Origin of the sequence: Synechocystis sp. FACHB-908 (assembly GCF_014698595.1) — a bacterium.
Lineage (GTDB): Bacteria > Cyanobacteriota > Cyanobacteriia > Cyanobacteriales > Microcystaceae > Synechocystis.
In genome coordinates this window covers 14,704-33,850 of the sequence record NZ_JACJTH010000027.1, presented here as the reverse complement: position 1 = coordinate 33,850, position 19,147 = coordinate 14,704, and the positions used below count along the sequence as shown (strand labels likewise).

The window sequence follows — 19,147 nt, the reverse complement described above, 5'->3', positions numbered from 1 at the left end:
CAATATGGCGCTTCATTCTTCCTCTGTTGATGCCTCTGTTCAGGTCGGTCAGCCCTCGGTTCGACCGGAAAAGTTTCTCCTTTTTGCTGTGGGAAAACTTAACTTGGCCCTACCCATTGCCCTAGTGGTAAAAATTTTGCCCCATGGCCCTGCCCATGGCAGTGGTCTGTCAGCCACCGGATTGGTGAACTTAGAAAATCGTTCTGTCACCATGGTGGACCTATATCGCCGCTTTTTTGGGGTGCCCCAGCCCCCGACGACGTCAACGAAACAGTATTTCATTTTGACTAAAAATCGGAGTGGGGAAGAATTTTGTCTCTTGGTTAATAATGCCCCCACGTTGCTGGATGTGTTGCCCCGACAAATTCGTCAATTGCCCGATTCTTATCGCCAAAATGACACTCTCCAATCGGCCAGCCATGTGATGGTGGTGGAAGAAAAGTCGGAAAAGTTGACGGTGTTTTTGCTCGACCCCGATCTTCTGCTGTGAATTGGGACAGCGATCGCCAAGGAAGTTGAGGAATACCCTGAATCTGTTTCAAAATAATGGGTTGTAAGCCTGGGAACCGGCAATACTCACTCCACGGTGAAGCTTGTGCACACTGGAGAACTACCTAGGGGGTAATGGCTTGTAGGTAGGGCGCAATATAATTTTTCCCCCGCAGGACAAAATGGGGTGTAAGTAGAGGACTGAATTCTTGTTCCACTAGATCTTGGGCTTGGTTGAGGCGATCGCCGCCATAGGCAATGAATTGGGCGGTGGAATAGGCGTAATATTCTTGTTTGGCAGTTTGATTATTTTGTTTGAAAGCTTGGCGATAAAGCTGGGTTGTCTGCTCGATTAATTGTTCGATCGCCGGGGTGAAAGCAATAATTTTGCCACTGGGACAGGCAATTTTTTTAACTTTAATAAAACCAATTACCGTTTGCATACATTCCCTGGTTTGTTCCACCGATAAACAATGTTCGTCTTGGCGACGGAAAGCCCACTGCAAACAGCCATTAGAGACTTCCAGTACCCGCAAAACTGCTAAGTTGTCTAATTCTTCAGGGGCGATCGCCGCTAATCCGGGCAAATGTTGTTCAATTTGTTGCTGAAAGCCAGCAACATCTTCGGCAAAATAGGGCTGTAACTCAGAGATTGCGGCCAGGGCCTGCCAGTTAACATAGGTCATCGGAACATTTGGGACGAAGATTGGGGGCATTCTAACAGAACTGGGAGAAAACATTGATTAATTGCAGGCGTTAAAATCGTCGCCATGGTACCCTGTGACATTCCTCAACAGCAATTATAGTAATTTGTAAAACTTATGAGCTATTCATCAAAATACATTTTACTAATTAGTGTCCATGGTTTAATTCGGGGAGAAAACCTTGAGTTGGGCAGAGATGCCGACACCGGCGGGCAAACCAAATATGTGCTGGAACTGGCCCGGGCCTTGGTAAAAAATCCCCAGGTGGCCAGGGTGGATTTGCTGACCCGTTTAATTAAAGATCCCAAAGTAGATGCAGATTATGCCCAGCCTAGAGAACTCATTGGCGATCGGGCCCAGATTGTTCGCATTGAGTGCGGCCCGGAGGAATATATTGCCAAGGAAATGCTCTGGGACTATTTGGATAATTTTGCTGACCATGCCCTGGACTATCTCAAAGAACAGCCCGAACTGCCCGATGTCATCCATAGCCATTACGCCGATGCGGGTTACGTGGGCACCAGACTTTCTCACCAATTGGGTATTCCTTTGGTGCACACCGGACATTCCCTGGGTCGTAGTAAGCGCACCCGTCTCCTGCTCAGTGGGATTAAAGCCGACGAAATTGAAAGCCGTTACAATATGGCCCGCCGGATTAACGCGGAGGAAGAAACCCTAGGATCAGCGGCGAGGGTGATTACCAGTACCCATCAGGAAATCGCAGAACAGTACGCCCAATACGACTATTACCAGCCAGACCAGATGTTGGTTATTCCCCCCGGCACTGATTTAGAAAAGTTTTATCCCCCCAAAGGGAACGAGTGGGAAACGCCCATTGTTCAAGAGTTGCAACGATTTCTACGGCATCCCCGTAAGCCTATTATCCTCGCTTTGTCCCGACCGGATCCCCGCAAAAATATCCATAAATTAATTGCAGCCTATGGCCAGTCCCCGCAGTTACAGGCCCAGGCCAATTTGGTCATTGTGGCGGGCAATCGGGATGACATCACGGATCTAGACCAGGGGCCGAGGGAAGTACTGACGGATTTACTGTTGACCATTGACCGTTACGATCTCTACGGCAAAGTGGCTTACCCCAAACAGAATCAGGCGGAGGATGTGTATGCTTTGTTTCGCCTCACTGCTTTATCCCAGGGAGTATTTATCAATCCGGCTTTGACGGAACCCTTTGGTTTAACTTTGATTGAAGCGGCGGCCTGTGGTGTGCCCATTGTGGCCACGGAGGATGGGGGCCCGGTGGATATTATCAAAAATTGTCAGAATGGCTATCTAATTAATCCCCTCGATGAAGTGGATATTGCGGATAAATTGCTCAAAGTACTAAACGACAAACAACAATGGCAATTCCTTTCTGAAAGTGGTCTAGAGGGAGTTAAGCGCCATTATTCTTGGCCTTCCCACGTTGAAAGTTATTTAGAAGCCATCAACGCTCTGACCCAACAGACTTCAGTGCTGAAACGTAGTGATTTAAAGCGGCGGCGGACTTTGTACTATAACGGTGCCCTGGTTACTAGTTTGGACCAAAATTTACTGGGGGCATTACAGGGGGGATTACCGGGCGATCGCCAGACGTTGGACGAATTACTGGAAGTGCTGTATCAACATCGAAAAAATGTCGGCTTTTGCATTGCCACTGGGAGAAGATTGGATTCGGTGCTGAAAATTTTGCGGGAGTATCGCATTCCCCAACCGGATATGTTGATCACCAGCATGGGCACGGAAATTTATTCTTCCCCGGATTTGATCCCCGACCAGAGTTGGCGCAATCACATTGATTATTTGTGGAACCGTAACGCCATTGTGCGTATTTTGGGGGAATTACCCGGTTTAGCCCTCCAACCCAAGGAAGAACTGAGCGCCTATAAAATTAGCTATTTCTACGATGCGGCGATCGCCCCTAACCTAGAAGAAATTCGGCAACTGTTGCATAAAGGGGAACAAACCGTAAATACCATCATTTCCTTTGGTCAATTTTTGGATATTCTGCCCATCCGAGCTTCCAAAGGCTATGCTGTGCGTTGGTTGAGCCAACAGTGGAATATTCCCCTGGAGCACGTTTTCACCGCCGGAGGATCGGGAGCCGACGAAGATATGATGCGGGGTAACACCCTTTCCGTCGTCGTGGCTAACCGTCACCATGAGGAACTTTCTAATCTAGGGGAGATCGAACCGATTTATTTTTCCGAAAAACGTTACGCCGCCGGTATTCTGGACGGTCTGGCCCATTACCGCTTCTTTGAGTTGTTAGACCCCGTTTAACCAGCCGAAATCATCGAGAACAGTTAAAAATAGCTTAAAAATGGCTATCTACCTCAAACTTCGGTAATCCCTGGCGATAGCTTTTTAATTCCCCACTCCGGGGGCCATAAACTCCTTCAATCTGTTCTTCACAGCAATGGCTAGCAAATTCGTCGAACTCCGCCGGAGCAATGCCAAACATCCGGGCAAAGTTATCTGGTTTCACCCGGCAAAAACTGGGCCTATCTTCGTAAATCTGGCAGAGGCGATCGCCGTGGTTGTAATTAACGCACCAACCGTCTGCCCCCACTAGGCTGTGGTAGAGGGTTAACTCCTCCGGGGCGAGATACTCGGCCAACTCCGGCCGGTCTTCTGGGGTGAGATTACAACAAGCGCCACATCCCTGCATGCAATACCAAGTTGCCATGGCCGGTCTCCTTCTTCACATAACTTTATGTATTTTTATGACGGCAAGTCCAGGGGACGAAACCAACCCAGCTATTATAGACATTGGTTTTATTATCCTTGCTTACGTTGAGTCTAGCCAGCAGTTTTTAACAGGAGAAATTATGGAATTATTAGCCGCACTCAATTTAGAACCTATTTTTCAGTTGACTTTTTTGGGCCTGATTGTTCTTGCTGGGCCGGCGGTGGTGTTTGTGCTAGCCTTCCGAGGCGGCGATCTATAGACTATGCCAGCCTGACCTATTGTGGCGAGAAACCTTCCTGTGGGGAGGTTTTTTTATGTCCCATAACAACAACATAGCTAAAATGGAGGCAGGGACAATCATTTGGGAATATGCCAAGCAAATACCCGAATCTCTCAACTTCCCGAATTAACAGAATCTACCAATCCATCCTAGGGCGCCGACAAGCCGATGTTCACCACCACTTCCTTTCCTGACTTTGATAGTGCGGCCCAGGCAACATTGACCTATTTACATCAACGAATGGGGCTATCCCTGTGGATGATCACCCGCACCGAGGTAGATAACTGGATCGTACTCCAGGCTCAGGACAATGGTTACGGAGTTAAGCGAGGGGATGTGTTCCATTGGCCCGATTCCTTTTGCTCCCGCATGGTGAGGGGAGAAGGACCCCATATTGCTCCCCAATCGAACTTGGTGGAAGCCTACCGCAATGCCCCCATCGCCCAGCAGGTGGACATCGGAGCCTATGTGGGGGTGCCCATCACCTATGGTAACGGTTCCCTATTTGGTACCCTTTGTGCCATTGATCCCGAAATTCAGCCCGATAGTTTGGTGGACGAGTTGCCCTTGGTGGAGCTCATCGCCCAACTGCTGAGTACTATCCTAGATTTTTTTCTCAAAGCGGAAATAGCTTCCCGGCGGGAAGAGTATCAACAACTTCTGAAGGAACGGGATGGAACTACTGGTTTTTATAGCCTTTCGGGCTGGGAAAAGTTGTTAGCCAGTGAGGAAATTCGCTGTCAGAAATTTGGCTTTCCGGTCAGTGTCATTATTGTTGAGGTGGAAGCAGCGGAGCCCAAAGGGGAAGAGCCTATTAACGACTTAATCTTGCAACGGGCTGCCAAGATCATTAAAACCGTTTGTCGCCAGGATGACTTCTGTGCCCGCATTGGGGAAAGGGAATTTGCCATTCTTTGTATTGAGTGCCATATTAGCCAAGCAGATTTTATTCGGGAAAGGTTAGCCCTAGGCTTTGAGCAGGGAAAGATTACGGCGGATATAGGTATTGGGGAGCGTTCCCCCGAAAAAGGACTCCTCGATGCAATGGAAACGGCAAAATCAGCAGCCCATGAACAGAAAAAATTTAGGGTCAAGACGGAAGGTTAAAGTTCTTTTTCCGACTTTGCCTTGCCCTTGGCCATGGTCGATTAATTTGGAAAATGTGTTGGTTAAGGTGACATTATCGATGGGTCCGAGGCAAGTCTAACATCTAGGCGATCGCCGCGATTCACTCAATCGGGTGAGTGGAGGGCCCTAAATTTTGGTTTAGAATCGTAGATACAGTGAGGTTAAGAAATAAGCAGAACTCGACGCGATTTCCTCCTCACACACGAAAATCTGATTACCGTCCTCCGGGGCGGTTTTTTTCTGGGAAGAGGGCAAAATGGGAAAGGTGTTTTCCTGTGAGTATTGCCCAGTATGGCCGCCGATTCATCCTCTCCTCCGGTTAGTTCCCCTTCATCCACTTCCCCTTCTAGTAACCCAGGACGATTGTTGGGGCTATTGACGGCCTTACTCTATGGGCTATTCACCCTGTTACCTAATGGCCATAGCTTGATGGTGGGTTGGCCCTGGGTCTTTGTTTGGCAGACCTGGTTTTGGTTAACTGCGCTGTGGTGTTTGTGGCAAATCGGACAAAATAAACGCTTAATTTCCCTCGGATTAGGGTTCGACTGGTTAATGGTGGCGTTGGCGATCGCCGCAATGCTAAGTGTGGTAGGGGCGGAATTTCCCCAGCAGGCCCGTTGGTATGGCTGGATATTTTGCGCTTTTCTAGCCGGTTTATACGGCCTAAGAAGTTGGCTAAAAGTTCAAACCAACCCCCTGGTAAGCATTAACAAGTTATTGACTTTTCAAGGCTATGTGGGTTTTGCCTTTATTGTCATTAGTCTTTTGCTGTGGTTTACCCAAACCCTCATTCCTTTTTGGCAATCAGCGGCGATCGCCAGGGAAATGGGCATTACTAAAACTTTTACTTTTGGGATACTGGAATTGCAAAATTGGGCTCCCATTGGCCACCAAAACTATGTGGCGGGTTACCTAGTGTTAATTTTGCCTTTGCTGAGTGTTTTAATTTGGCTCAATGAAGGAAAAAAACGTTGGTTTTGGAGCGTTGCCTTATCGCTGGGATTAATTGATTTTTATACCACCAGTTCCCGGGGGGGACTATTAGGTTTAGCTACTTTATTGTTACTAGTTATTATCGGTATTGGTCTGCTCCGTCAATTGCCCTGGCGATGGTGGTTAGGCCTAGGCACTTTGGCGATCGCCGTGGTGGGAATTTTTATTTGTACAAATGACCGTTTGCTTACTAGCTTCACCGGCATTATGGGAGGGCAAGGGGCGGGACAGTTTGCCTATCGTTTAATTAATTTTGAAATTGGTTGGCGCATGGGGTCAGCCCATCCTTGGACTGGTATTGGTTTGGGTAATGTACCCCTACAATATCAACTCTATCGACCGGTATGGGCCGGGCGGGAATCGGAATTTATTTACCAGCTTCATTCCACCCCCGCCCAATTATTTGCGGAATTGGGAGTTTGGGGCATATTAATTCCCTCACTATTAATCATTGGTTTAATTTGGCAATTAATTCGCAGTTTAATCAAACAAAATATAGTTAACACTAAAGGTAATGATGTTGATTCAAACGTAGTAAAAATTCTTATTTGGACCCTCACCAGTGCATTGTTAGCCTACGGAGTAACTAGTTTAACTGACTATCAATTGGACAATGTTTGCATTAGCGGCGTTATTGTTATTTATTTTGCCTGTTTACTACAGCTTTACTCTGCTGATCCAGTAATACCAAAATCCAGTCGTTTTGCTCGGCCAGTGTTTTTTGCTGGCATTGCTTTCCTGCTGGCGATCGCCGTTTGGCTATTTCCCATTTTGCGGGCTTGGCAACTGTCAGAAATAGCGTTCCGGGCTTTAGAAGCAGAAAATGTACCAGCTTTCACCGATTACCTTTCCCAAGCGGAAAATCTTGCTCCCTGGGAAGCCTATTACCCCACCCAGTTGGGTTGGAATTTGGGCAACATTGCTTTGACCACGGCAGATCCAGAACAACGGCAGGAATTGGTAACCAAGGCGATCGCCGCTTTTGAGAGGAGTGTGGAAGCGTCTCCCCACCAGGAATTTACCCATAACAATTTGGGGTGGTTGACCCTGGGGCAAAATCCCAGCCAAGCGAGTCAAGCTTTTGCCACCGCCAGTCAGTTGGTGCCGGCCAAACGGGGGGTATTCTTTGGCCTAGGGCTGAGTCTATTGGTACAACAAAAGTTAGACCTGGCCATTGACGCTTTTAGCCTGGAATGTTTGCGGGATCCTTTGTTTATTACTAATCCAGTGTGGCGCGATCCTAATTTTGCTCGACTTTATCCGCCTTTGATTGAAAAAATACAGTCAACCCTCAACCAACTGCGGCAGGAAAACCAAGATGATGCCAATTTTCAGACCCTTTTGGGAAAAATCCAGGGAGGAATTTATTGGTGGTTGGGACAATTTACCCGGGCGGAAGCAGAGTTAACCAAAGTTGGCGATCGCCAAAGTCAGGCTTTACTGGCATTGAGCAAAGATCCAGAGCGTATTGAAGAATATCTCCCTGCTTTGCCCGATCTGGCGGCCAAATTGGTACAAGCTTGGCAAAATCCAGCCCAGGCCCAAGAGTTAATCAATCAAGCTTGGCTCCAGGTTAATGGAACGCCTATGCCAGAACCTTTACTGCAGCAAACCCTCCGTTCTCTGCAGGAAGCGCCGGATTTTTACCTTTGGCTGAGGGATTACGCTCCCATACTCCAGTACCGTCGCCAGAGGTTAGGCTTTGGGGTTAATCTGCGCCACATTGATGGCCCCAACCCCAGCGATTTTTATCAAGTGACGGAAAATCTTCCCCTGGTAACTTGGTTCCCGTTTATGTTGCCTTCCCCCATCCTCGCTCCGGAGTTGGACAATGAACTGCAACCTTTACGGACAGAACTCTGGCAGGCGATCGCCAAAATCTAAAAAAATCTCAAGATGAAATAAATGAAACTAGCTTGGTTTTGGCTACTGATCCTAGTGGGTTTATTGACTGCGTGTGGAGTTTCTTCGTTTAACCAATTGTTCCCCAGTTCAGAAACTTTCGTTGTCCCAACAAAAGAGTCCATTACCCTAACTGTGTCGGCGGCGGCCAGCCTGCAGGATGCACTGGAAACCTTAGACCCACGGTTTGAATCGACCCATCCCAACATTGAAGTGAATTACAACTTTGCCGCTTCTGGCACACTGCAACAGCAAATTGAGCAGGGAGCTAGGGTTGATCTGTTTATTTCCGCTGCGTCTAAACAAATGGATGGGTTGCAAGCAAAAAGTTTAATCATTAACGATACCCGTCGCAATTTACTCAGTAATAGTTTGGTGTTGGTTGTGCCCCAGGATTCCGCCCTACAAATTAGCAAATTTCAGCAACTCACTGACCCCGCCGTTAAGCGTATTTCCTTGGGGGAACCCCGCAGTGTTCCCGCTGGGCAGTATGCAGAGGAAGTTTTTGAAAATCTAGACATTTTGGCCCAGTTACAATCCAAGTTTGTTTACGGTAATTCGGTACGAAATGTTTTAGGTTCCGTGGAAAGCGCCAATGCCGATGCTGGGATAGTTTACGCCACCGATACCCAAATTTCCGATCAAGTAAAAACTGTGGTTAAAGCCCCGGCTAATTTGCATGCCCCCATTGTTTATCCGATCGCCGTGATAGCGGCCAGTCCCCAGTCAGAAGCAGCCCGCACCTATGGCCAATTTCTCGCTAGTGAAGAAGCCCAGAAGGTTTTCAGTCAATATGGTTTTGGCCCGGGTGAATAATCAGCCATTGCCGTAAACTGCCTTAACTGTTCGACATTGCCCCACGATGGCCACCGACCTTACTCCCCTCTGGATTTCCCTCAAAACTGCCGGATTAGCAACCGTGGTCACATTCATCCTTGGTATTGCGGCAGCCTATGGGATGTTAGGCGATCGCCAGCCGGGAAAGTCTTTGGTTGAGGCCGTTTTTATTGCGCCGTTAATTTTGCCGCCCACGGTGGTGGGTTTTTTGCTGTTGTTATTGTTTGGCAAAAATGGCCCGTTGGGAAAAATCCTGGCCCAGTTTGATGTCACCATCGTTTTCACTTGGTATGCCGCTGTGATCACCGCCACGGTAGTGTCCTTTCCCCTGATGTATAAAACAACATTGGGGGCCTTTGAGCAAGTCGATCGCCATCTGTTGCAAGTTGCCCAAACCCTGGGAGCTTCGAGGGGAGAAGTTTTTCGGCGCATTCTATTACCCCTGTCCCTGCCCGGTATTTTGGCTGGCACCACCCTCGCCTTTGCCCGTTCCTTGGGGGAATTTGGCGCTACTTTGATGGTGGCGGGCAATATTCCGGGGCAAACCCAAACCATACCAATGGCCATCTATTTTGCTGTGGAAGCAGGGGCCATGGGGGAAGCTTGGTTATGGGTAGGCATTATTTTGGTCATCTCCCTGGCTGGCATTATGGCTGCCAATATCTGGCAAAGACGTTATGAAGATAAAATTCACAACCCTCAGCCCCAGGAGCATCGGTTAACTGTTTTATTCCAAAACAATGGATGGGAAAATTCCTCTTCTCATTACCCAAAGCTAGGGGAAGTGGAGCCAGGGATCCAGGTCAACATTCAGAAGCAGTTAGCGCAATTCAGTTTAGACGTTACATTTACTACCCAAGGGGAAACGGTGGGATTGTTGGGGGCATCGGGTTCTGGCAAAACCATGACACTCCGTTGCATTGCGGGGATAGAAACTCCGACCCAGGGGCGCATCATCCTTAATGGTCGAACTTTGTTTGATTCACAACGAAATATCAATGTACCGAGCCATGAACGGAAAGTCGGTTTAGTGTTGCAAAACTATGCCCTATTTCCCCATCTGACCGTGGCCCAGAACATTGCCTTTGGTCTGCGGCACCTCTCCCCCCAACGGCGATCGCTCCGGGTTGAAGAACAATTGACTTTAGTAAATTTAGAAAAAATGGGCGATCGTTATCCCCATCAGCTATCCGGTGGCCAACAACAACGGGTCGCCCTGGCCCGGGCTTTAGCTCCGGAACCCAATGTTCTGTTATTAGACGAACCCTTTTCTGCCCTGGATACCCATCTACGCTATGAACTGGAAAAACAGTTGCTCAAAATCCTTTCTGGCTATAAAGGATTCACCCTTTTCGTCAGCCATAACCTGGAAGAAGCCTATCGGATTTGTCAGAAATTACTCGTACTAAGCCAAGGTAAATTGGTAGCTACTGGGGACAAGCAAGCCATTTTCGATCGCCCTGGAAGTGTGACCATTGCCCAACTGACGGGTTGCAAAAATTACTCTCCTATTCAAGTCATCGATCGCCATACTGTCCGGGCCCTGGACTGGCAATGCACCTTACAAACAACGGAACCCGTTTCTTCCGACCAAACCCACATCGGGATTCGGGCCCATCAAATTCGGTTTTTAGATGCTGGCGATCACCATCAATCTCCGGTCAATACTTTTCCTGGTTGGGTGGTGTGGACCAGTGAAACTCCCCATCGCATGACGGTTTATTTAAAATTAGGGATTCCTCCCGTTGATACCGATGACTATCACCTCCAGGCGGAGGTATTTAAAGAAAAATGGCAGATTTTACGTCATTGTCCCCAGCCTTGGTCTATACATTTGGAACCCGACCGATTGATGTTGTTAACCCCCGATTAATCGTGAATGGCCAAACGGCGATCGACGCAAAAACTTCTGTTATGTCACCGTAAATCAATCCTCAAAACAACACAACGCAGTCAAAGTCTTGATGTTAAACTAGAGGCCTGTGCTTGCCCCCCAATGATTGGGAGAACAATTATGAGTCCACTAAAGATAAAAATGGATTCTTTAAAATTATCCGACGAGCAGTTTTATAAGCTTTGTCAAAATAACAGTGATTTACGGTTTGAGAGAACTTATCAGGGAGATTTAGTCATTATGCCCCCTACGGGTGGAGAAACTGGCGAAAAGAATTCCGAAATTAATTATCAATTAAGACACTGGAATAAACAGTATCAGCTTGGTAAGGTTTTTGATTCCTCCACGGGCTTTAAACTTCCCAATGGTGCGGATAAGTCCCCCGATGCGGCGTGGATTTCCCTGGAAAAATGGACAGCATTAACACAGGAAGAAAAACAAGGCTTTGTGCCTCTTTGTCCTGATTTTGTGATTGAACTAAGATCGCCCAGCGACAATTTAAAGCCCCTACAGGAAAAAATGCAGGAATATTTAGAAAATGGCACACGGTTGGGGTGGTTAATTAATCGTCAAAGTAAGGAAGTAGAAATTTATCGTCAGGGTCAAGGGATGGAAGTAGTAAAAAATCCGAGCAATTTATCAGGGGAAAATGTTTTACCGATGTTTGTGTTGGATTTAGATTTGATTTGGTAAGGTGAATGCTGCCAAAATAGATTTTGACAGAGGTTTTAATTCGATTTTTTAAACTATAGTTAATTTGGCTGTAAATTGTGATTGGAATAAGTCGCTGAAATTGGATCAACTAATTAGCCTGAGTACTGTCCGAGTATTGTCAACAATCGGGTGGACATTGCTGCTGTCATGAAATCCAAACAATAGCTAAGGCAAAATTTTCTTCTTGCCACGGAGCAATTACAAAACTTCACAGTATTTGATCTCGTTAAAAAACAATAAGAAAGTGTTCCATTTTTTGATTTTGGGTTCAAGATAAAACTAAGACCCAGAGAGAACGCCATGACCAAACACCAATCGTTGACGACTAATTCGCAGCCCCATTTCTCGACTAAGTTTTTTGGGCTATCTCTTTCCCCGGCCTTAATTAAGAATCAACAAAAACAATCTTGACGTTGTTTAATTTTTCTTGGCATTAGTGTTATTTTCAACAATTTTTTAGCGCTCCATTAACCCCCGGCAGTATCCCCAACTGTTAACAAACTTGACTGCTTTGTTTCATATTTCTGGCTTTTGTTGCCATTGCAGAAACCTTTGAGGACGATTCGTTTATGAGTTTACCTACCTATGCCACCCTCGACGGTAATGAAGCGGTGGCCCGTGTGGCCTACCTGCTCAGTGAAGTGATTGCCATTTATCCCATCACCCCTTCCTCGCCCATGGGGGAATGGTCCGATGCTTGGGCAGCAGAACACCGGCCCAATTTGTGGGGCACCGTACCATTGGTGGTGGAAATGCAAAGCGAGGGGGGAGCCGCCGGTACTGTCCATGGCGCTCTGCAATCGGGAGCTTTGACCACAACATTTACCGCTTCCCAGGGCTTAATGTTGATGTTGCCCAATATGCACAAAATTGCTGGGGAATTAACAGCCATGGTTTTGCATGTGGCGGCCCGTTCTTTAGCGGCCCAGGGCCTATCTATTTTTGGGGATCACAGTGATGTGATGGCGGCCAGAAATACGGGCTTTGCCATGTTAAGTTCCAATTCTGTCCAGGAAGCCCACGATTTTGCCCTCATTGCCACGGCCACCAGCTTTGCCACCAGGATACCGGGACTGCACTTTTTTGATGGTTTTCGCACTTCCCACGAAGAACAAAAAATTGAGCTTTTACCCCAGGAAGTACTCCGTGGTTTGATTAAGGATGAGGATGTGCTAGCCCACCGGGGACGGGCTTTGACCCCCGATCGCCCGAAGTTGCGGGGGACGGCCCAAAATCCGGATGTCTATTTCCAAGCTAGGGAAACGGTTAATCCCTTTTATGCCAGTTATCCCAACGTGCTGGAGCAGGTGATGGAACAATTTGGCCAGCTAACCGGCCGCCATTACCGTCCCTATGAATATTGTGGCCATCCGGAAGCGGAACGGGTGATTGTGCTGATGGGTTCTGGTGCGGAAACGGCCCAGGAAACGGTGGATTTTCTAACTGCCCAAGGGGAAAAGGTTGGTTTACTGAAAGTACGCCTCTATCGGCCCTTTGCTGGCGATCGCCTGGTTAATGCTCTACCAAAAACGGTGCAAAAAATAGCGGTGCTGGACCGGTGTAAGGAACCGGGGAGCATTGGGGAACCCCTCTATCAGGATGTGCTGACGGCCTTTTTTGAAGCGGGCATGATGCCGAAAATTATTGGTGGCCGTTACGGTCTGTCATCCAAGGAATTTACCCCCGCCATGGTTAAAGGGGTGTTGGACCATTTAAATCAAACCAACCCCAAAAACCATTTCACCGTAGGCATTAACGATGATTTGAGCCACACCAGCATCGACTATGACCCCAGTTTTTCCACGGAAGCAGATTCTGTCGTCCGGGCAATTTTCTACGGTCTCGGTTCCGACGGTACGGTGGGGGCCAATAAGAACTCCATCAAAATCATTGGCGAAGATACGGATAACTACGCCCAGGGTTATTTTGTTTACGACTCGAAAAAATCCGGTTCTGTAACCGTTTCCCATCTGCGCTTTGGCCCTAATCCCATCCTGTCCACTTACCTGATTAGCCAAGCCAATTTTGTCGCCTGTCACCAGTGGGAATTTTTGGAACAGTTTGAAGTCTTGGAACCAGCCGTTGATGGCGGCGTTTTCCTGGTCAATAGCCCCTACGGCCCAGAGGAAATTTGGCGAGAGTTTCCCCGCAAAGTACAACAGGAAATTATTGACAAAAATCTCAAGGTTTACACCATCAATGCCAATGACGTAGCCAGGGATGCGGGCATGGGCCGCCGCACCAACACAGTCATGCAAACCTGTTTCTTTGCCCTAGCGGGAGTGTTACCCCGGGAAGAGGCGATCGCCAAAATTAAGCAGTCGGTCCAAAAAACCTACGGCAAAAAGGGTCAGGAAATTGTCGAGATGAATATTAAAGCGGTGGATTCCACCCTGGCCCATCTCTATGAAGTGTCCGTACCGGAAACGGTGAGCGACGATGCCCCTGCTATGCGGCCGGTGGTGCCTGATAACGCCCCGGTGTTTGTGCGGGAAGTGTTAGGAAAAATCATGGCCCGGCAAGGGGATGATCTCCCGGTCAGTGCTTTACCCTGCGATGGCACCTATCCCACCGCCACTACCCAATGGGAAAAACGCAACGTGGGCCACGAAATTCCCGTTTGGGACCCCGATGTTTGTGTGCAATGCGGCAAATGCGTCATTGTTTGTCCCCATGCTGTGATTCGGGGCAAAGTTTACGAGGAGGCAGAATTGGCCAATGCTCCGGTCAGTTTCAAATTTACCAATGCCAAAGACCATGATTGGCAAGGTTCTAAGTTCACCATCCAGGTAGCCCCGGAAGATTGCACCGGTTGCGGCATCTGTGTGGACGTATGCCCGGCTAAAAATAAATCCCAGCCTCGTTTAAGGGCGATTAATATGGCTCCCCAGTTACCCTTGCGGGAACAGGAACGGGAGAATTGGGACTTTTTCCTAGATTTGCCCAACCCCGATCGCCTCAGTTTGAATTTGAACAAAATCAGCCATCAACAGATGCAGGAGCCGTTATTTGAATTTTCTGGAGCCTGTGCCGGTTGTGGGGAAACCCCTTATTTGAAACTGGTCAGTCAATTATTTGGCGATCGCATGTTAGTGGCCAACGCCACCGGTTGCTCTTCCATCTATGGCGGCAACTTACCGACAACTCCCTGGGCCCAAAATGCTGAGGGTCGCGGTCCCGCTTGGTCCAATTCCCTGTTTGAAGATAACGCTGAATTTGGCCTTGGTTTCCGAGTGGCGATCGACAAGCAAACGGAATTTGCAGGGGAATTGCTAAAAACCTTTGCTGGGGAGTTGGGAGACAGTTTGGTAAGTGAAATTCTCAACAATGCCCAAACCACTGAAGCGGATATTTTTGAACAACGGCAATTGGTAGAACAGGTTAAGCAACGTTTGCAAAATCTGGAAACTCCCCAAGCCCAAATGTTCCTTTCTGTAGCGGATTACCTCGTGAAGAAAAGCGTTTGGATTATTGGTGGCGATGGCTGGGCCTACGACATTGGGTACGGCGGTTTGGATCACGTCCTCGCCAGTGGGCGTAATGTCAATATCTTGGTGATGGATACGGAAGTCTATTCCAACACCGGGGGCCAAGCCTCCAAAGCCACTCCCCGGGCCGCTGTAGCTAAATTCGCCGCTGGGGGTAAACCCTCTCCCAAAAAAGATTTGGGCTTAATGGCCATGACCTACGGCAACGTCTATGTGGCCAGTATCGCCATGGGAGCCAAAAATGAGCAGTCCATTAAAGCCTTTATGGAAGCGGAAGCCTATCCCGGTGTCTCGTTAATTATTGCCTACTCCCACTGCATTGCCCACGGCATTAATATGACCACCGCGATGAACCATCAAAAAGAGTTGGTGGACAGCGGTCGTTGGTTGCTCTACCGCTATAACCCTTTGTTGGCGGATGAAGGTAAAAATCCCCTGCAATTGGATATGGGATCGCCAAAAGTAGCCATTGACAAAACGGTCTATTCGGAAAATCGCTTTGCCATGCTCACCCGCAGTCAACCAGAGGAGGCCAAACGCTTAATGAAGTTAGCTCAAGGGGATGTGAACACTCGCTGGGCCATGTACGAATATCTGGCGAAACGTTCTCTGGGTGGGGAAATTAACGGTAACAACCATGGTGTTTCCCCATCTCCGGAGGTAATTGCTAAATCTGTTTAGAATCGGCATTAGGGGGCAAACGTTAATCGGTTATTTGTTCCCCTACCCATCGGGCAAATATGAGGCAAAACGGATGGTCACTCAGATGAATACCAAAAATCTTTATCAGCAAGACCGGTGTCTATGGGCAAAAACCATGGCGGATCTACTCAAGGAACGTCGGTTGGATCAACTAGACTGTCAAAATTTAATTAAAGAAATTGAAGATATGGGGCGGAGTCAAAAAAAGTCTCTAAAGCGTAATTTGGAGATTTTGTTAATGCACTTGCTTAAATGGAAATACCAACCCCATAAACAATCCAATAGCTGGAGGTTGAGCATTGACGAACACAGAGAAAGGATTCTTAAGCAGCTTAAAGAAAGCCCCAGTCTCAAACGTCATTTTGATTTAGTACTTGATGAAGCCTATGGGCGAGCCAGGAAAGAAGCCAGCATTGAAACCAGTATTGACATCAGTCGATTTCCCGCCCTAAATCCGTTCTTGAAAGAAGAGATTCTTGATCAAGAATTTTTACCAAAATAGCCAAAAAGATAATTAAAATGACTTTAAAAATCAATGCCAATCTTCTTTATGAACAGGATTTTAATCTGTGGTTAGAGGCAGTCGCTAACTGCCTAAAAGAAAATCAACTTGAAAATCTTGATTTTGAAAATTTAGCAGAAGAAATTCAATCTATTAAATATACAGAACAGGGTATTCTCAGGGAGAATTTAGAGATTATTTTAATTCATTTACTTAAATGGAAATACCAACCAGAGACCTGGTCAAATAGTTGGAGGACAATGATTGATCAAAGTAGAAAGAAAATTTATCAATGTCTTTTAGAAAGTCCCAGTTTGCAGAAATATTTTCATGATGTTTTAGATGAGTGCTACAAACACGCTCGTAAAATGGTTGCCATCGAGACTGACACTAGTTTAGAAACCTTTCCAGAAACCAATCCCTTTGCACAAAATGACATTCTGGATCGAACTTTTCTACCAGATGGATTTTTTCCCCAATATTACGAAGATTACAATTAAAAACTGAAAGGAATTAACACCATGGATCTCACTACCCAATACCTCGGCTTAAATCTTAAATCTCCCCTAGTGGTCGGTTCCTGTGCCCCTTTGACGGAGGAGTTGGGCAATCTCAAAAAAATGGAGGACAGTGGTGCGGCGGCGATCGTTTTACATTCCTTCTTTGAAGAGCAATTGCGGCAAGAAAGACTGGAAATGTACCACCATCTCACCCATGGCACCCATAGTTTTGCTGAAGCTCTGACTTATTTTCCTGAACCCCAGGTTTTTCATGTCGGTTCTGAGGAGTATCTCAACCATATTCGCCTGGCTAAAGAGAGTTTAGATATTCCTATAATTGGCAGCTTAAATGGTTCTACCCTAGGCGGCTGGTTAGACTATTCCCAACAAATGGAGGGGGCTGGGGCCGATGCTATTGAACTTAATATTTACTACGTACCCACAGATTTGGATGTGCCAGGCACAGAGGTGGAAAAAAATTATCTTGACATTGTTAAAGCGGTTAAAGATGAAGTTAAAATTCCCGTTGCTGTTAAAATTTCACCCTTCTTTAGCAATATGGCCTATATGGCCAAGAAGTTTGCCGATTATGGCGCTGATGGATTAGTTTTATTTAACCGTTTTTACCAGCCAGATTTTGACCTAGAAAGCCTAGAAGTTTATCCCCATATTCTGCTCAGCACTACCCAAAGTATGCGCCTTCCCCTACATTGGCTGGCGATTTTATATGGGCGTATTGACTGCGACTTAGCCGCCACCAGTGGAATTTTGCACACAGTGGATTTGGTCAAGGTATTAATGGCCGGGGCAAAAATCACCCAATTGGTCAGTGCCCTATTGCGCCACGGCATCGGTTATATTCACACATTGGAAAATAGTTTAGCCCGTTGGATGGAGGAGCATGAATATGAATCTGTACAGCAGATGCAAGGCAGTATGAGTCAACTTAATTGCCCCGATCCCACTGCTTTTGAGCGGGTTCAATATGTCAAAGCTCTGCAGACCTACGCCCCTATTTGGAAAGCGCTTGATCCCCTTGAACCAGTGGGTTAGTAAACCGCCGGATTAGGGATTGGCGATAGATTGGGGTTCGATTTTGACCATGGGTCAGCTATTGAAAGAGTTAGAAAGACTCAAATTAAGGATAAATTAAGGGGGTTTGGTATGGGCACAAAACGTATTGGAATTTTGACCAGTGGTGGTGATTGTCCTGGCCTCAATGCCGTCATCCGAGCAGTGGTTAAGGCCTCAGCTCTTAAGGGGTGGGAGGTTTATGGTATTCCCTACGGCACCGATGGTTTTGTTGAAGTTGCCCACGGAAAATACCAGGCAGAGGATTTACTGTTAACTAAACATGGCTATGCTCTGCCCGGGATGCTCAAAGGCTTAGATGTATTGCAATTTCTCAGCGGTAGTGTTTTAGGGTCCTTAAGTAAGGGACATCCAGAGCAACCGGCGATCGCCGAAGCCATTCTCAAGGGTTATGCCATACTTGACCTGGAAGCACTAATTGTTATTGGTGGCGATGGTAGTTTAGACATTATTTATGATTTAGCCCAAAAAGGTAATTGGCATATTATTGCCATTCCCAAAACCATTGACAATGATGTGCCCTTTACGGATCTGGCAGTGGGATTTAGCACTGCGGTGGATATTGTTACCCAAGCCTTATACGACCTGACTTTTACCGCCGCTAGCCATGAACGCATTATCATTGTCCAGGTCATGGGGCGGGATGCGGGGCATTTGACTCTCCATGCAGGCATTGCCGGCGGAGCTGATATCATTTTAATTCCCGAAATTACCCCTTGTTTGACTTCTGAAATTATCCGCAATTGTTGTTATCAACTAATGAATTTGCGGAAGTCTGGCCGCCATTTTGCTTTAATAGTTATTTCAGAGGGTGTCCACGATCAAAATAATAAGAAAAATAAACATATCGCCGACTACTTAGCAGAAGAAATCAGTGAAACCAGTCAACACCTTTGCGACATTAAAGATCCCGCTTTTTGCGATCTAATAAGTCTAGACATTCGAGCCACAACCCTGGGTCATTTACAACGGAGCGGGACCCCCCTATCGTTCGATCGCCTCTTGGCCACGGTGTTTGGAATTAGGGCAGTGGAGTTGATCGAACAGGAAATTTATGACCAGGTGGTGATCTGGCGCAGTGGGAAGGTGGAACACGCTGACCTTAAACCAATTATCAGCATCATTAAAGAATGTCACCAGGAAAATCGCTGTCCTTTCCCGGTGGATAGGGATGGTTTTATGGTTAAAACGGCCAAGTCATTGGGCATATACCTAGGAGAAGACTAATACTAA

General features: G+C 47.1%; 15 protein-coding genes. 13 read left to right on the top strand and 2 right to left on the bottom strand.

All coding sequences use genetic code 11. The annotated features are described in order from the left end of the window. Nucleotides 1–4 precede the first annotated feature (4 nt). A complete protein-coding gene (locus tag H6G46_RS09395) occupies nucleotides 5–490 on the top strand; it encodes a CheW domain-containing protein (RefSeq protein WP_010874008.1) in 486 nt (161 codons plus the stop codon). A 124-nt stretch (nucleotides 491–614) separates the two neighbouring features. Here H6G46_RS09395 and H6G46_RS09390 read toward each other — a convergent pair whose 3' ends face one another. After that, entirely contained in the window at nucleotides 615–1,175 is a 561-nt protein-coding gene (locus tag H6G46_RS09390; protein WP_020861982.1) for a hypothetical protein, read from the bottom strand. Nucleotides 1,176–1,310: 135 nt separating this feature from the next. Between H6G46_RS09390 and H6G46_RS09385 the strand changes: the two genes are divergently transcribed. Beyond that, the gene (locus H6G46_RS09385) at nucleotides 1,311–3,473 is read left to right on the top strand and encodes an HAD-IIB family hydrolase (RefSeq protein ID WP_010874006.1); all 2,163 of its coding nucleotides are present in this window, start codon (nucleotides 1,311–1,313) and stop codon (nucleotides 3,471–3,473) included. Between the two features lie 34 nt (nucleotides 3,474–3,507). Here the strand turns inward: H6G46_RS09385 and H6G46_RS09380 are convergent, their stop codons facing one another. Further along, nucleotides 3,508–3,879, bottom strand: coding sequence for a YkgJ family cysteine cluster protein (locus tag H6G46_RS09380; RefSeq protein ID WP_010874005.1), 372 nt, complete (start codon nucleotides 3,877–3,879; stop codon nucleotides 3,508–3,510). Nucleotides 3,880–4,021: 142 nt separating this feature from the next. On the opposite strand from H6G46_RS09380, the gene H6G46_RS09375 reads away from it, so the two are divergent. The 11 genes from H6G46_RS09375 to H6G46_RS09325 all read left to right on the top strand — a co-directional run bounded on the left by H6G46_RS09375 (nucleotide 4,022) and on the right by H6G46_RS09325 (nucleotide 19,141). Then, nucleotides 4,022–4,141, top strand: coding sequence for a photosystem II reaction center protein Ycf12 (locus H6G46_RS09375; protein WP_071822675.1), 120 nt, complete (start codon nucleotides 4,022–4,024; stop codon nucleotides 4,139–4,141). A 189-nt stretch (nucleotides 4,142–4,330) separates the two neighbouring features. After that, complete coding sequence (locus H6G46_RS09370) at nucleotides 4,331–5,269, top strand: GAF domain-containing protein (RefSeq protein WP_010874003.1); 939 nt, start codon at nucleotides 4,331–4,333, stop codon at nucleotides 5,267–5,269. Nucleotides 5,270–5,581: 312 nt separating this feature from the next. Continuing rightward, a complete protein-coding gene (locus H6G46_RS09365; protein WP_010874002.1) occupies nucleotides 5,582–8,167 on the top strand; it encodes an O-antigen ligase family protein in 2,586 nt (861 codons plus the stop codon). A 21-nt stretch (nucleotides 8,168–8,188) separates the two neighbouring features. Continuing rightward, entirely contained in the window at nucleotides 8,189–9,001 is an 813-nt protein-coding gene (gene modA, locus H6G46_RS09360) for a molybdate ABC transporter substrate-binding protein (protein ID WP_010874001.1), read from the top strand. Nucleotides 9,002–9,047: 46 nt separating this feature from the next. Next, a complete protein-coding gene (modB, locus tag H6G46_RS09355; RefSeq protein WP_010874000.1) occupies nucleotides 9,048–10,895 on the top strand; it encodes a molybdate ABC transporter permease subunit in 1,848 nt (615 codons plus the stop codon). 6 nt (nucleotides 10,896–10,901) lie between these two features. Then, on the top strand, nucleotides 10,902–11,609 hold the full coding sequence (locus tag H6G46_RS09350; protein WP_010873999.1) for a Uma2 family endonuclease: 708 nt from the start codon (nucleotides 10,902–10,904) through the stop codon (nucleotides 11,607–11,609). A 590-nt stretch (nucleotides 11,610–12,199) separates the two neighbouring features. Further along, on the top strand, nucleotides 12,200–15,799 hold the full coding sequence (gene nifJ / locus H6G46_RS09345) for a pyruvate:ferredoxin (flavodoxin) oxidoreductase (protein ID WP_010873998.1): 3,600 nt from the start codon (nucleotides 12,200–12,202) through the stop codon (nucleotides 15,797–15,799). A 73-nt stretch (nucleotides 15,800–15,872) separates the two neighbouring features. Then, on the top strand, nucleotides 15,873–16,322 hold the full coding sequence (locus H6G46_RS09340; RefSeq protein ID WP_010873997.1) for a DUF29 domain-containing protein: 450 nt from the start codon (nucleotides 15,873–15,875) through the stop codon (nucleotides 16,320–16,322). Between the two features lie 17 nt (nucleotides 16,323–16,339). Continuing rightward, nucleotides 16,340–16,822, top strand: coding sequence for a DUF29 domain-containing protein (locus H6G46_RS09335; protein WP_010873996.1), 483 nt, complete (start codon nucleotides 16,340–16,342; stop codon nucleotides 16,820–16,822). Nucleotides 16,823–16,843: 21 nt separating this feature from the next. Next, the gene (locus tag H6G46_RS09330) at nucleotides 16,844–17,875 is read left to right on the top strand and encodes a dihydroorotate dehydrogenase-like protein (protein ID WP_010873995.1); all 1,032 of its coding nucleotides are present in this window, start codon (nucleotides 16,844–16,846) and stop codon (nucleotides 17,873–17,875) included. A 111-nt stretch (nucleotides 17,876–17,986) separates the two neighbouring features. Next, nucleotides 17,987–19,141 carry an ATP-dependent 6-phosphofructokinase gene (locus H6G46_RS09325; protein WP_010873994.1) on the top strand — a complete coding sequence of 385 codons (1,155 nt, stop codon included), beginning with the start codon at nucleotides 17,987–17,989 and terminating at the stop codon, nucleotides 19,139–19,141. The last annotated feature ends 6 nt before the right edge of the window (nucleotides 19,142–19,147 follow it).